Genomic DNA, 14483 nt, shown 5'->3' on the forward strand with positions numbered 1-14483 from the left:
TAAGTCAGTCTTTGATAATAAAATCCTGTAGCATTATATTTTTCTCCACCTGGCTCGTATTAATTGCTACATTTATATTGTCTTGGATTGAGACCTATGATTTTCTAGATTTAGTATTTGAAGTAACCTCAGCATTTGCTACGGTTGGTTTAACTCGAGGCATAACAGGTGAATTAAGTGACGCCAGCAAAATCGTCCTCATGATTGTTATGTACACAGGTCGTATTGGTGTACTTACATTGATTGGTGCGTTCTTTGTTCGTCAAAAGAAACCAAGCAGTGTGTACTATCCAGAAGACAATGTGTTGTTGTAATCTATATAGCTATACTGAAGAATAGGAAATCAACTATAATAGAAAATCAACTATAATAGGAGGATATGATGAAACGTAAATCAATTGGCATTATTGGATTAGGGCGTTTTGGTGGTACCTTAGCTAAACAAGTGACTGAATTGGGCCATGAAGTGTTTGGCGTTGATAGAGATGAAAAAGTAGTGCAAAAAATGACGCCTTATATTGCCCAATCGGTAGTGGCTGATTTTACTGATGAAGATACGATTGCCGAACTGCATTTAGAGACCTTAGATATGGTGGTCATTGCCATTGGTGAAGATATGAATGCCAAATTATTAACGGCTATGGTATTAAAGGATTTAAAAGCTCCTTATGTGGTAGCTAAAGCATCAAGCCTTATGGAAAGCAAGCTCTTGAAGAAAGTCGGGGTTGATTTCATAGTGTACCCAGAAATGGATATGGCTGAGCGTGTAGCACAAATGCTTTCGGGCGATCATATTGTGGATTATTTCCAATTGTCTAAAGATATTGGTATTGTAGAAATTAAGACGCCTCTATTCATGGATGGTAAGTCCTTAATGGAATTAGAACTACGTAAATCTTACAATGTAAACGTTGTGGCTATTAAACGGGATAATGAAGTCATTGCGCCACCGGACCCAACTGATAAACTAAGAGCTTCTGATATGCTCATTATTATTGGTCAAAATGAGGAAATTACTAAGCTAGGCTAAGGCAATATATAAATAGGCGATAAAATGTTCTAATAGAGAGCAAGTTCATCCTGCTATGAGTTTTTTAGCTACATTAGATGTCTAGCAGAGGGGGACGTTGTGAAACTTGTAAAAAGTACTCCTCTACAAGACATTTCTCACCTACTTATGAGAATTTATCAAGTTTATATAAGGGGTAATCTCATTGACAAAGCATTAGGTACTACCTATAATTTAAAATAAGAAAATGATTTTTTAAAATTAAAAATTTAGGCTTTCATTCCATAGCAGGTGGAGGCCCTTTTTTTTAAGAAAGGGGGATACTATGATCCCATTAATTGGAGTTTCAGGAAGTCATATGCATGTGGGAACAGGCGATTTTTCAAGGGTTCCAAGATCTTATGTAAATGAAGATTACTTGCGTTCCGTTCGTGAACAAGGGGGGCTTCCGATTATCATACCCTTTACAGACAATACGGAACATATTAAGGAGCTTGTCAGTCGCCTTGATGGTTTAGTTCTATCTGGTGGACACGATGTCTATCCTTTACATTATAAAGAAGAGCCTTTGCAAGGACTCAGTGATGTTTGGCCGGAGCGAGATTTATTTGACTTTGCTTTGCTAGACGCTGCTATAGAAAAAGGAATTCCTGTGTTAGCCATTTGTCGCGGTCATCAAATCGTCAATGTATACCGCGGGGGCTCTTTATATCAAGATTTAAAATATGATGAAGCATGCACTATAAAACATTGGCAAGACCAAACTCCAGGACTGCCATTTCACACAGTTGATTTTACGGTGGATTCAAAAATTGCTGACAGCATTAAGAAAACAACATGGCTTACGAATTCCCACCATCACCAGACTGTAAAAGAAGTAGGTAAGGGGCTTAAAGTAATCGGCCGCAGTAAAGATGGCACTGTAGAAGCGATGGAGGCGACAGATTATCCATGGCTTGTAACCTGCCAATTTCACCCAGAAATGATGACGGAACATTCGCAAGAAGCTCAGCATTTATTTAGAGCCTTTGTAGAAGCAACGCAACATGTGTGATGTGTACACAGATATTAAAATATTAATGGCAATAACACAGATTGTCTTGTTTTAACTATTGATATTAGTGTTATTTAGGATATGTATTTGATTAAATAAAATCAATTAACACTAATTAATATCGCATTATTTATTCGTACAACTAATTAAAAATAAAGCTTTCAATAAGAGTTCATTGGCAATGGACTAAGGTGCGCTACTAAAGAATTTCGTTTGTTTTGATTTTGAAAAATGACAAAATAAAATTAAATTTGTATACTAGAAGTGAACAATTTTGTTTACCAGAGCACATGAATGATTTATAATATAAATATATAGAATGCGTGATTAAAGAAGCTACATACAGTGAGGTTATGAACGCAAAGTGCAGCGCATGCAATAAAGCAACTATAGGTGGTGAGGATGGCAACAAAAGACTTTGAACATGTTATGAGATAAAACATAGAGAGCATTTGGGGATGATTTTAGGTAATATGCTGATAAATAGGCATATTACGTTCTTAGTTGGTAAACGAGGAGGATATCGTGAAAGAACAGGAACATTCTAATGACATTCATCCTATAATGGATCCGAAGAAAGAGTATGTGGAGATTAACTCTTATGTAATCTTCTGGGGGCTATTTTATGCAGCCTTATTCTCTTTAGCTGTTGGTTATCTTTGCTTAAAAATCGGTCAAACAGTTGATGCCTTTGCGCCTGTATCTGTATTAGCCATGGGGATGGCGGCTGTATTTAAACGCAAAAATGCCTTTCCAGAAACTGTTCATATCCAAGCTATCGGTAGTGCTGGTACGAACGTATTAGCTGGTGTTATGTTTATTTTACCAGCCCTTTTCATCTTAAATATTGACGACGTATCTTTTGTTGAAATGATTATTCCAGTCGTTCTAGGGGGCTTATTAGGGGTACAACTTTGTACCATTTTCCGTTCCTATTTCTGTGAAGAAATGCATCATGCCTATCCATTCCCTGGTGGACGTGCTGCGGCAGAAGTGTTGAGTAGTAATGAAGGTAGCCGTGCTAAATTGATGATCTTCAGTGGTCTCTTTGGTATGTTCTATGACTTTGTTCTCAATTCATTAGGTTGGTGGCGTGAAGTTTTCTCCACTACTACATTCCAATGGGGGCAAGCTCTTCAGGATAAGATGAAAATTCACTTCTCTTTAGATAGTGATATTGCTTTACTTGGTATTGGTTACTTTACGGGGCTACGTTATGCCGCTATTATCGTATCAGGTTCATTCTTTGCTTGGTATGTATGTATTCCACTAGTATATTACTTAGGTGGAGACTATGTAATGGTTGTTGGCGGCAAGGAAATGCTTCTTGCGGATGCACCAGTTCGGCAAGTATTCTCTCAATATGTTCGTCATATTGGTATTGGCATGCTTGCTATGGCAGGAGTAATTGGCTTATTATCCATGTCTAAAGTGGTGACTCGCATTATGAGCCGCGCCTTAAAAGACATGTTTAATCGAGATAAGACCACATCTGTGAACTTACTTCGTACACAAATGGACTTACCTATGTCATTTTTAGGCTTTGGTATTATTTTAACAACTGTATTATTTGCTATTTTCTTCCATATTTGCTATGCACAGTCTATTCTTCAGACTTTAGTGGCTTTCGTAATCGTATTGATTTTAGCATTCTTACTTTCCGTAGTAGGTATTAGTTCCATCGCCTTTACTGGTAGTGAACCAGTATCTGGGATGACTATTTTTATGATTCTAATTGGTGCTGTTGCCCTTACTAGTGTTGGCATGACTGGTAAACTTGGTATTATTGCAATTTTAATGATGGCCGCGTTCTTGGCTACAACTATTGGTGTAGCAGGGAACTTTATGTCTGAATTAAAAGTAGCTCATCTGCTAGGTGCTACACCTCGTAAGATGCAACAATGGCAATTAGTCGGTGTTGCCATTGCAGCTATTGTAGCAGTAGGGGTATTAATGTTATTAAACAATGCCTATGGCTTTGTAGGGGAAAATGCCCTTAATGCACCACAGGCTAATGCGATGGCTGCTATTGTTGAACCGCTTATGACAGGTGGTAGTGCTCAATGGCCACTTTATATTATGGGTGCTGTTTTTGCCGTTATTCTTTGGATGTGTGGCGTGCCACCATTGGCTTTTGCCCTTGGCGCATACTTACCAATGGAAATTAATACACCATTATTAGTAGGTGGCTTAGTATCTTATTTAGTTAAAAAATCTAGTGATGATGAAGAAGAACAAGAAGAACGCGTTACTAAAGGTGGTATTGTAGCATCTGGTTTCGTTGCCGGCGGTGCTATTGGGGCTTTAATTAGTGCCATTCTTCATATTGCTGGGGTAGACTTATTCTTAACAGAATGGGAAAAAACACCAGGTGCCACATTCCTTGGCATGGTAATTTACTTTGGTTTCGTAATTGCAATGTACAAGATTGCTACTAATTTACGATCCAAAAAGAAAAGTGCCTAGCGCATAAATAAAGGTATAAAGTTGAATGTGTAAAGTGTAAAGCGTAATTTGTGAGGCATATTTTGTAAGGCAAAGAGCGTGAAGTAAAAAGGTGAGGCTAAAGGTAATACATAAAGCCTATTGTAAAGCACTTACACATGCATAAGAAACCATATTGATTCAAACAAGAGCTATAGAAATAGCTTGTTATATACATGTCTGCATGATTGGTGGAGATGTAAAAGAACAAGTTATTCTATAGCTCTTTTGACTTTTTGTGGTTTGATTTTTTGACTAATAAGTAAATATCTGCATTTTAAGATAAATAATCACTTGACATTTTGACGGTTTATGATAACATTATACCTGTGATTAGCACTCGACATTAATGAGTGCTAACAAACGAGGTGCGATTATGGATGAGAGAAAACAACGCATCTTACACGCTATCATACAAGACTACATAAAGTCAGCTGAACCAGTGGGGTCGCGCACCTTGGCTAAGAATTATAAGCTCGGTGTAAGTCCCGCTACAGTTCGCAATGAAATGGCTGATTTAGAGGAGCTTGGTTTTTTAGAGCAACCTCATACATCAGCTGGGCGAATTCCTTCAGCTAAGGGCTATCGATATTATGTAGATGACATGATGCATTTGAACGGCACACAGCGCGAAGATGCAGAACGAATCAATCAAATATGGAAAGAAAAGCCAAGTAACTTTGAAGATTTCTTTTTGAATGTGGCCAAGCTAATTTCTCAGATTAGTCATAATATGAGTTTGTTTTTAGCGCCAGCACATGATTCTTCTACTTTGAAGTTTATTCATGTGTTGCCTATTGGTCATAGTCGAGCTGTTATGGTTGTTGTTACTGATACGGGGGCATTAGATAATGAGCCCATGTATTTCAAAGAGCCTATCAGCGATGATGAACTAGCCAGTGTTTCAATAAAGTTTAGTAATGCTTTAAAGGATGTGCGAATTTGTGATATTTCACTACATACCTTGCAAGCTACTATACAGATTATTGAAGGGCCGCGCGATGTATTGGCTATTTTGGCTAATACTTTGTACCGTGCTATTGCTAAGAGAAAATTATTTTACTCCATTGGCACTACAGAGTTATTAGAGCAGCCCGAGTTTAAAGATATTAAAAAAGTACAACCCATTTTATCTATGCTAGAAGAGCAGGACCAATTAAATCAATTGATTGGACCAGCTCAATCAGAGGGCATTGATATAAAAATCGGCGATGAAAATAAGTCAGAAACCTTAAAGAATTTGAGTGTAATTCAAGCAAATTTTGGCAAGGATGATGAACGAATTGGCACATTAGCTATTTTAGGGCCAACGCGTATGGAATATGGCCGAATTATTGGGATTTTATCGTATATGCAAGACTTTATAAAAGTATTGAAAGACAAAGAAAACAAATGAGGTGATTCGCACAATGGGTACAGAAGAAACAAAACAGCACGAAGATATGGGAACCACTGAAGAAACCATGACGAATGAAACGACAGAGGAAACAGTAGAAGCTACTGAAGCCGATCAGGTTGATTTAGCTGACGAAGTAGCCGCTGAATCAGGAGCTGCTGTAGAAGCGGATATTAAAGCGGCTGTAGCAGAAGTAGAAAGTCGTTACCTTCGCTTGCAGGCAGATTTTGAAAACTTCAAACGCCGTACATTGCAAGAAAAAGATCAGTTAGCCGGTTTTGTAAAAGGGGATGTAATGAATGATTTATTCCCTGTGCTCGATAATTTTGAGCGCGCTTTACAGGTGCCAGCTACAGATGAAACTAAGGCCTTTTTAGAAGGCTTTGCCATGATTCAACAAAACTTACTAGCAAGTTTGCAAAAACATGGCTTAGCTGTGATTGAAGCAGTGGGCAAACCATTTGACCCGAATTTCCATCAAGCTGTTATGCGCGTGCCATCTGAAGAATATGAAGACGATACAGTTTGTGAAGTCTTACAAACTGGATATACTGTAGATGGTCGCACAGTGCGTCCAGCAATGGTTAAAGTGGTTCATAATGGCTAGATAGTATAATCGTTACATACAGTTAGTTGTACTTATGTACAATTGACTGTGACAATATATAGAATTTCAATAAACATATGGAATGAAAAAAGATTTAAATTTAGGAGGTCATGTAAAATGGCAAAAGTAATTGGTATTGACTTAGGTACAACAAACTCTGTAGTCGCTGTTATGGAAGGCGGCGAACCAGTTGTTATTACAAATCAGGAAGGTTCTCGCTTGACTCCTTCTGTAGTAGGTTTTGCAAAGAATGGCGAACGCTTAGTTGGTCAATTGGCAAAACGTCAGGCTGTATCCAATCCTGACCGTACAATCGCATCTATTAAACGTCATATGGGTAGCGATTACAAAGTGGCGATTGACGACAAACAATATACACCACAAGAAATTTCTGCTATGGTGCTTCAAAAATTAAAAGCTGACGCAGAAGCTTACTTAGGTGAAACTGTAACACAAGCAGTTATTACAGTTCCTGCATACTTTACAGATAGCCAACGTCAAGCAACTAAAGATGCTGGTGCTATTGCTGGCCTTGATGTACTTCGTATTATCAACGAACCAACAGCGGCTGCTCTTGCTTATGGCGTAGATAAAGATGAAGAAGGTAAAGTATTAGTATTTGACCTTGGTGGTGGTACATTCGACGTATCCATCCTTGAACTTGGTGATGGTGTATTTGAAGTAAAAGCAACTAGCGGTAACAACCATTTAGGTGGCGATGACTTCGACCAACGCATCATGAACTGGATGATTGAAGAATTCAAAAAAGACACTGGCATTGACTTGTCTCAAGATAAAATGGCTGACCAACGTTTAAAAGAAGCTGCTGAAAAAGCAAAAATCGAATTATCTGGCGTTATGAGCACAAATATTAACTTACCATTTATTACAGCTGATGCAACTGGTCCTAAACACTTAGACCTTACATTAAGCCGTGCTAAATTTGAAGAATTAACTCATGATTTAGTGGAAGCTACTATTGAACCAACTCGTAAAGCCTTAGCTGACTCTGGCCTTAGCGTTGGTGAAATCGACAAAATCTTATTAGTTGGTGGTTCTTCTCGTATCCCAGCTGTTCAAGAAGCTATTAAACGCGTACTTGGTAAAGAACCAACTAAAAATGTAAACCCTGATGAATGTGTAGCTGTAGGTGCTGCTATTCAAGGTGGTGTACTCGTTGGTGAAGTAAAAGACGTATTGCTTCTTGACGTAACTCCATTGTCCTTAGGTATCGAAACTCTTGGTGGTGTATTCACTCGCATAATCGACCGCAATACAACAATTCCAACATCTAAGAGCCAAGTATTCTCCACAGCAGCAGATAACCAACCTTCTGTAGATATTCATGTACTTCAAGGTGAACGTGATTTTGCAGCTGACAATAAAACATTGGGCCGTTTCGAATTAACTGGCATTCCTGCAGCTCCTCGTGGAGTACCTAAAATCGAAGTTACTTTCAACATTGATGCTAATGGTATCGTAAATGTTAAAGCTAAAGATCTTGGAACTGGTAAAGAACAAGCTATTACTATTACGTCTTCCGGCGGTTTACAACAAGATGAAATCGATCGCATGGTAAAAGAAGCAGAAGCTCATGCAGCAGAAGATAAAGCTAAAAAAGAAGAAATCGAAGTTAAAAATAATGCCGATTCCTTAGTATACCAAGCTGAAAAAGCAATCAAAGACTTTGAAGGTAAAGCAGATGCTGCTACATTAGAACAAGTGAAAACAGCTAAAGATGCTTTAAAATCCGCTATCGAAGCTGGTAATGTAGAAGACATTAAAGCTAAGAGCGAAGAATTAACTAAACCTTTATATGAATTGTCCACTAAGATGTATGAGCAAGCACAAGCTGCCGGTGCTGGCCAAGCAGGTGCAGAAGGTGCGGCTCAAGGGGCACAACAAAAAGATGATGTAGTTGATGCTGAATACACTGAAGTTAAAGACGATCAAAATAAATAAGAGGTTAGGATAAATAATGGCAAAGGATTATTATGACGTCCTTGGGGTCAATAAAAATGCCTCCCAAGACGAGATAAAAAAGGCTTTCCGAAAGAAGGCACGACAATACCATCCTGACGTGAATAGAGATAATCCAAAGGAAGCAGAAGCTAAGTTTAAGGAAGCTAATGAAGCCTATGAAGTCCTTTCCAACGAAACCAAACGTGCTCAATATGACCAATACGGTCATGACGCCTTCACTCAAGGTGGAGGCGCTGGAGCCGGTGGCTTTGGTGGTTATGGCAGTCAAGGCGGCTTTGACTTTAGTGGCTTCGGTGGCCAAGGCGGTGGCTTTGGCGATATCTTTGACATGTTCTTTGGTGGTGGCGGTAGCAATCCACGGGGACCACAAAAGGGTGATGATTTACGTAAAGACGTAGAGATTAGCTTCAAAGATGCAGCCTTTGGTAAGACCATCAAAGTGACTATTAATCGCCATGATGAATGTGATCACTGCCATGGTACTGGTGGTGAACCAGGTAGTAAAGTGGAAACCTGTCCACGCTGTCATGGGTCTGGTCAAGAAACAGTAGTACAAAACACGCCATTTGGTCAAATGCGTTCTGCCCGTACTTGCTCCGCATGTCATGGGTCTGGTAAAAAGATTGAAAAAGAATGTAGAAAATGTCATGGTAGTGGCCAAACCGTAATTAATCGCGAACTAGAAGTTAAGATTCCAGCTGGCGTAGATAATGGTTCCCGCCTTCGTGTATCTAATGAAGGTGAGCCAGGTGTTAATGGTGGTCCTAAGGGCGATTTATATGTATATATTTATGTTCGTCCTAGTAATGAATTTGAACGTCAAGGCAATGAAGTTATCAGCAAGGTAGATATTACTTTCGCACAGGCTGCACTAGGTACTACCATTATGGTCAATACTATTGATGGTAAAGTGGACTTAAAAATCCCAGCAGGTATTCAAAGTGGTACTATTTTGCGCATTAAAGGTAAAGGTATCCCATATCTTCGCAATCCAAAGCAAAGAGGGGACCAACATGTACGCATTAATGTAGTAACACCTAAGAAGTTAACTGATAAGCAACGTGAATTGCTCATTGAATTTGCTAAAGAAGGCAAAGAAGATACGAGCAAATTTGACGAGAAAAAAGGTTTCTTAAAAGATTTAGGCGATAAAGTAAAAGAAGCTTTACAGTTTAAAGTGTTTGACAAATTATCCCTAAATTCGTAAAATATAGTTCTTAATACACTGTAGTATGAAGGTGTAACAAATATGACAAATTATGCTCTATAGTGTGAGTTGTTATGATGTTGTATTTGTCTATGACTCTCAAAGAGGACCTATTAAAGCGTACTCGATTTAGGTTTCATACATTAATAAGTGAGGAACTCATATGGAATGGATAGAAATATCCGTTGCGATTCAAAGAGTAGTCATCGATGAGGTGACTACTCTTTTTGATACCTTTAAAAGTAACGGATTTATAGAAGAAGATATAGTAGATGAGCCAGCTTGGACAAAACTGACTATTTATGGAGACAAGCGTCAGTCCATAGACTGGTGGGAAGAGCAAGTTAAGCAGCTCTTGGAGTCTGGAAAGATAGAATACAAGAATTTAAAGGGCCAATTAGTGACTGATAGGGATTGGTACAATAGTTGGCAGCAATATATTGAACCGACGGAAATTTTACCGCATATTATTATTAAACCGGCTTGGAAGGAGTACACGCCTCGTGAAGGGGATAAGGTGATTGTTATTGACTCTGAATTATCCTTTGGCACAGGGGCTCATGAAACAACCCAATCTTGTGCAGCCTTAATGGCTAAATATGGTAAAGATAAGAAGACTTGCCTCGATATAGGTACAGGCACGGCCATATTGTTATTAGTGGCCCACGAATTAGGTATTAAGAAGTTAGTGGGGATTGATATTGAGGCCAGCGCCATTGAGCAGAGTCAGGCTAATTGTGCCGTAAATAACGTGCAGGCTGAATTGATTTGCGGTAATTTAGATGAAGATTATGTTGGTGAAGCTGATTTAATCGTAGCCAATTTAACGGTAGATCCGCTTAAGATTTTATTGCCTCAAATTGGTTTAAAACTAGCCAAACATGGTATACTTATTATTAGCGGTATTATTGATGAACGATATGAGGAAATTATGCCTTATATTACTGCAAATTGGAAGATAAAAGAAGAAGTAACTCATGGTTCTTGGCATACATTTGCCTTGGAATCACCATAATACTGTTAATTTAGATTATGACATGACTGTTAATTGAGAGCATGACATGACTGTTAATTGAGAGCATGACATGACTGTTAATTGAGAGCATGATATGACTGTTAATTGAGACCACGACATAACTGTTAATTGAGACAATCACAAGACTGTTTTTGACCTAATGTTATATCTAGAAAGGCATATAATGAAGAAAATATTTATTCCTACACTCTTAGGGGAAGACATTGTGATTCCTAAAGATACAACGCATCATATTGTAAATGTATTTCGTCACAATTTTTCTGAACCGCTCACAGTGAGTGACACGGCAGGACATACGGCACAGTATGTTATAAAAGAGGTTGTAGATGGCGTTGCTAGGGCCTCTTGTGTAGATGTAGAGCAGCTGCATAAGGCATTACAGGGTACACCGTCTTTGATGGGAGACGTCGATGAAATTGATATCGTGTTGATTCAAGGCTTTCTAAAGGGTGACAAATTTGAGTGGGTTTTACAAAAATCTACAGAGCTCAATGTAAGTGCAATGTATGCTGTACCCATGGCACATTGTGTGGCTACCTATAGGGATAAAAAATTAGGTCAAAAATATGAGCGCTGGCAAAAAATTGTATTGGAGGCCTCACAGCAATGTGGCCGTCAACGTTTGCCAGAACTTGAGGTTAGTCTATCGTTAGAGCAAGCTATTATAAAGGAACAAGAAGAGGGCACCTTAGTCTTAGTAGCTTATGAAAATGAAGATAAAACAAGTCTTCGTGAGGTAATGGAGATAAATGCTAAGGGTGTGAAGCGCGTGGCCATTATTATTGGTCCTGAAGGAGGCATTAGCTCTAAGGAAATGGATCTACTTACTAGTAAAGGGGTGAGCCCTGTGTCCTTAGGGAATACCATTCTTCGTGCTGAAACTGCCGCTATTGGGGCTATTGGCATGCTTCAGTATGCTTTAAATATGCGTTAACATATATTTTGTATAAGCTTTGTTATAGGAAAAGGGGTCTTGTGTATATATTATATATACTTTCTTATAGACCTTATACAGTACAGATTGTATGATTAAGAACTAATAATTTTATTCGTTAGGAGTTGTAATGAAAACAGTAGCATTTACTACCTTGGGCTGCCGTGTGAATCAATATGACACGGATGCCATGCGTGGTTTATTTATAAAAAGTGGCTATACGCCAGTGGAATTTGATGAAAAAGCAGATATTTATGTAATTAATACTTGTTCCGTAACGAACATGGGGGAACGCAAATCGCGCCAATTAATTCGTAAAGCTAAGCGTACGAATGAAGAGGCCTATATTATTGTAACGGGCTGTTATGCCCAGCTTGCGCCTGATGCAATTGCCGCTATAGAAGGGGTTAATTTAGTTATTGGTACTAATAATCGCAATAAAGTAGTGGAGCTAGTAGAGCAAATTGAATCGACTGAAAAGCAAATTAATGCAGTGCGCAATATTATGGAGCAATCCACCTTTGAAGAAATGCCATTATATGGTGATGAAATCGAAAAAGCCCGTGCGTTTATGAAAATTCAAGAGGGTTGCAATAATTACTGTACCTTCTGTATTATTCCATATACAAGAGGTAAATTAAAATCCCGTAAAGTGGATGACATTGTGCAAGAAGCAAAGCGCTTAGTAGCACATGGATATAAAGAAATTGTTCTAACAGGCATTCACTTAGGCAATTATGGCGTAGAGTTACCAGAAAAGCCTAAATTAGCACAAGTAGTAAAGGTCTTGTTAACTATTGACGGGTTGAAGCGCATTCGCCTAGGTTCCATTGAGTCTGTAGAAGTATCCGATGAATTGGTGGAATTAATGGCTACTGAACCACGGTTCTGTTCTCATATGCATTTGCCATTACAAGCTGGCTCTGATCATATACTCAAATTGATGAATCGTCATTATAATCTGCAAGAATTTAAAGATTTAATTGCTAACTTACGCAGTCGCATTGCTGGGTTAGCTATTACAACGGATATTATTGCAGGCTTCCCTGGGGAAACTGATGAAGATTTTGAGGAAACCATGAATACCGTGCGTGAGCTAGGCTTTACGCATATTCATGCCTTCCCTTATTCCATTCGAGAAGGCACGCCAGCGGCTACTATGGAAAATCAAGTCCCTGAGGCGGTGAAAAAGACTCGGGTGGCGCTTTTAAATAGTCTAGGTGATGAAGGTCTTGCTAACTATGCAAATGGAATGATTGGTAAGCCGGCGGAAATACTAGTAGAACGTGAAGTAGATGGCTATTATGTAGGCTTTACGAATGAATACATTCACGGTAAAATAAAAAAAGAAGCCACGGACTATCCAGTGGGCAGTATCATTGGGGGAACCGTTACGGCATTTGATGGTGAAAGCCTAATTATTGAATAATCTAAGTTTATATCTATTTCAATGTGAGGGCCTATTGTAAAACGGAAGAAGGTTAAAGGTATGAGCGACTGCATTTTTTGTAAAATTATTAATGGTGAAATTCCTTGTAACAAAATTTTAGAGAATGATAAATTCTTAGCTTTTCATGATATTAACCCTGTAACCAAGGTGCATGCTTTGATTATTCCTAAACAACATGTAGCTAATATTGCTCATTTAACAGAAGCAAATGCTGAATACGTAGATGGTTTATTGCCATTTGTACGAGATGTGGCGAAAGAATTAGGTATTTCTGCTGATGGATATCGCTTAGTCCTTAATACAGGGGAAAAAGCAGGCCAAACTGTATTCCATTTACATGCTCACTTACTCGGTGGTCAAGAATTAGGTTGGCCAGAAGCATAATAATAAAATGCCTATGCTTTTTGTAAATAATTTCTATTAGAAAGTCATATAAACTAGGCTAGAAATATTGACAAAGCATAAGTCAAATATTATAATATCTTTATGTGCGTATAGTAAATACCTGCACTTCCATAGTATATTTTGGAGGGAGGGATATAGATGTCTGAAATTAAAGTCGGTAAAAATGAAACGCTTGAAAGCGCTCTTCGTCGTTTTAAACGCTCCTGCCAAAAAGCGGGTGTTTTATCTGAAGTAAGAAAACGCGAACATTACGAAAAGCCAAGCGTTAAAAGAAAGAAAAAGTCTGAAGCAGCACGTAAGCGCAAGTTCAGAGCTTAAGATTTATCTTGGAGGGAATTATGTCCTTAAAAGAACAGCTTAAAGCGGATATGAAAGAAGCCATGAAAGCTCGCGAAGCGGGGAAAGTTGCTCTTTCAGTTATTCGAATGGTTAACAGTGCTATAAAAAATACGGAAATTGACGAAAAGCGTGAGCTTAACGATACAGATATATTAGGGATTTTGGCTAAAGAAATGAAAATGCGCCAAGATTCATTAGCTGAATTTGTTAAAGGTCATCGTGATGATCTCGTTGAACAAACTAAGGCTGAAATGGAAGTATTAGCAAAATACATGCCAGCTCAACTTAGTGAAGATGAAATTCGTACTATTGTAGTGAATGCTATTAGCTCTCTAACAGCTCCTGTGAAAATGGGTGATGTGATGAGTAAGGTAATGCCTGAAACTAGAGGCAGAGCCGATGGCAAAATGGTAAATACAATTGTCCGTGAAGAAATAGCAAAGGTTAATGGTTAATCTGTTGACATAAGCTATGATGTATGATAACATACACCTAAGATAATAATCGGTCAATGAAGACCTACACCTTGTTACATATGGCAAGGTGTAGGTCTTTTTGTTTTATAGGAGGACAACATCA

Annotated in this window: 14 protein-coding genes; all 14 read left to right on the top strand. The window is 38.5% G+C overall.

The genetic code is table 11. The features are described from left to right. Nucleotides 1-314: potassium transporter TrkG (locus Q0376_RS09225; RefSeq protein WP_298706786.1), on the top strand; the 314-nt coding region annotated here is incomplete at its 5' end. Between the two features lie 68 nt (nt 315-382). Next, the gene (locus Q0376_RS09230; protein ID WP_298706787.1) at nt 383-1030 is read left to right on the top strand and encodes a TrkA family potassium uptake protein; all 648 of its coding nucleotides are present in this window, start codon (nt 383-385) and stop codon (nt 1028-1030) included. Nucleotides 1031-1334: 304 nt separating this feature from the next. Then, a complete protein-coding gene (locus tag Q0376_RS09235; RefSeq protein ID WP_298706788.1) occupies nt 1335-2063 on the top strand; it encodes a gamma-glutamyl-gamma-aminobutyrate hydrolase family protein in 729 nt (242 codons plus the stop codon). Nucleotides 2064-2627: 564 nt separating this feature from the next. Beyond that, on the top strand, nt 2628-4529 hold the full coding sequence (locus Q0376_RS09240) for an OPT family oligopeptide transporter (RefSeq protein WP_298706800.1): 1902 nt from the start codon (nt 2628-2630) through the stop codon (nt 4527-4529). 394 nt (nt 4530-4923) lie between these two features. Further along, nucleotides 4924-5943 carry a heat-inducible transcriptional repressor HrcA gene (gene hrcA / locus Q0376_RS09245; protein ID WP_298706789.1) on the top strand — a complete coding sequence of 340 codons (1020 nt, stop codon included), beginning with the start codon at nt 4924-4926 and terminating at the stop codon, nt 5941-5943. Nucleotides 5944-5956: 13 nt separating this feature from the next. Further along, nucleotides 5957-6550 (top strand): nucleotide exchange factor GrpE, encoded by a 594-nt coding sequence (gene grpE, locus Q0376_RS09250; RefSeq protein ID WP_298706790.1) that lies wholly within the window; start codon nt 5957-5959, stop codon nt 6548-6550. A gap of 117 nt (nt 6551-6667) precedes the next feature. Continuing rightward, a complete protein-coding gene (dnaK, locus tag Q0376_RS09255; RefSeq protein WP_298706791.1) occupies nt 6668-8512 on the top strand; it encodes a molecular chaperone DnaK in 1845 nt (614 codons plus the stop codon). Between the two features lie 16 nt (nt 8513-8528). Further along, a complete protein-coding gene (dnaJ, locus tag Q0376_RS09260) occupies nt 8529-9740 on the top strand; it encodes a molecular chaperone DnaJ (protein ID WP_298706792.1) in 1212 nt (403 codons plus the stop codon). A 163-nt stretch (nt 9741-9903) separates the two neighbouring features. Beyond that, nucleotides 9904-10755 (top strand): 50S ribosomal protein L11 methyltransferase, encoded by an 852-nt coding sequence (locus Q0376_RS09265; RefSeq protein WP_298706793.1) that lies wholly within the window; start codon nt 9904-9906, stop codon nt 10753-10755. Nucleotides 10756-10939: 184 nt separating this feature from the next. Continuing rightward, a complete protein-coding gene (locus Q0376_RS09270; protein WP_298706794.1) occupies nt 10940-11710 on the top strand; it encodes a 16S rRNA (uracil(1498)-N(3))-methyltransferase in 771 nt (256 codons plus the stop codon). A 130-nt stretch (nt 11711-11840) separates the two neighbouring features. Further along, entirely contained in the window at nt 11841-13139 is a 1299-nt protein-coding gene (gene mtaB, locus Q0376_RS09275) for a tRNA (N(6)-L-threonylcarbamoyladenosine(37)-C(2))-methylthiotransferase MtaB (RefSeq protein WP_298706795.1), read from the top strand. A 60-nt stretch (nt 13140-13199) separates the two neighbouring features. After that, nucleotides 13200-13544 (top strand): histidine triad nucleotide-binding protein, encoded by a 345-nt coding sequence (locus Q0376_RS09280; protein ID WP_298706796.1) that lies wholly within the window; start codon nt 13200-13202, stop codon nt 13542-13544. 159 nt (nt 13545-13703) lie between these two features. After that, the gene (rpsU, locus tag Q0376_RS09285) at nt 13704-13883 is read left to right on the top strand and encodes a 30S ribosomal protein S21 (protein ID WP_004695751.1); all 180 of its coding nucleotides are present in this window, start codon (nt 13704-13706) and stop codon (nt 13881-13883) included. Between the two features lie 20 nt (nt 13884-13903). Further along, nucleotides 13904-14359, top strand: a complete 456-nt coding sequence (locus Q0376_RS09290; protein WP_298706798.1) for a GatB/YqeY domain-containing protein — start codon at nt 13904-13906, stop codon at nt 14357-14359. Nucleotides 14360-14483: the final 124 nt, after the last annotated feature.

The sequence above is a fragment of the uncultured Veillonella sp. genome, assembly GCF_937981445.1.
In the GTDB taxonomy this organism is placed as follows: domain Bacteria; phylum Bacillota; class Negativicutes; order Veillonellales; family Veillonellaceae; genus Veillonella_A.

Bases quoted from the DNA above. Each gene is read 5' to 3' on its own strand.
- Q0376_RS09230 (WP_298706787.1), top strand. From the start codon at position 383: ATGAAACGTAAATCAATTGGCATTATTGGATTAGGGCGTTTTGGTGGT.
- Q0376_RS09235 (WP_298706788.1), top strand. From the start codon at position 1,335: ATGATCCCATTAATTGGAGTTTCAGGAAGTCATATGCATGTGGGAACA.
- Q0376_RS09240 (WP_298706800.1), top strand. From the start codon at position 2,628: ATGGATCCGAAGAAAGAGTATGTGGAGATTAACTCTTATGTAATCTTC.
- hrcA (WP_298706789.1), top strand. From the start codon at position 4,924: ATGGATGAGAGAAAACAACGCATCTTACACGCTATCATACAAGACTAC.
- grpE (WP_298706790.1), top strand. From the start codon at position 5,957: ATGGGTACAGAAGAAACAAAACAGCACGAAGATATGGGAACCACTGAA.
- dnaK (WP_298706791.1), top strand. From the start codon at position 6,668: ATGGCAAAAGTAATTGGTATTGACTTAGGTACAACAAACTCTGTAGTC.
- dnaJ (WP_298706792.1), top strand. From the start codon at position 8,529: ATGGCAAAGGATTATTATGACGTCCTTGGGGTCAATAAAAATGCCTCC.
- Q0376_RS09265 (WP_298706793.1), top strand. From the start codon at position 9,904: ATGGAATGGATAGAAATATCCGTTGCGATTCAAAGAGTAGTCATCGAT.
- Q0376_RS09270 (WP_298706794.1), top strand. From the start codon at position 10,940: ATGAAGAAAATATTTATTCCTACACTCTTAGGGGAAGACATTGTGATT.
- mtaB (WP_298706795.1), top strand. From the start codon at position 11,841: ATGAAAACAGTAGCATTTACTACCTTGGGCTGCCGTGTGAATCAATAT.
- Q0376_RS09280 (WP_298706796.1), top strand. From the start codon at position 13,200: ATGAGCGACTGCATTTTTTGTAAAATTATTAATGGTGAAATTCCTTGT.
- rpsU (WP_004695751.1), top strand. From the start codon at position 13,704: ATGTCTGAAATTAAAGTCGGTAAAAATGAAACGCTTGAAAGCGCTCTT.
- Q0376_RS09290 (WP_298706798.1), top strand. From the start codon at position 13,904: ATGTCCTTAAAAGAACAGCTTAAAGCGGATATGAAAGAAGCCATGAAA.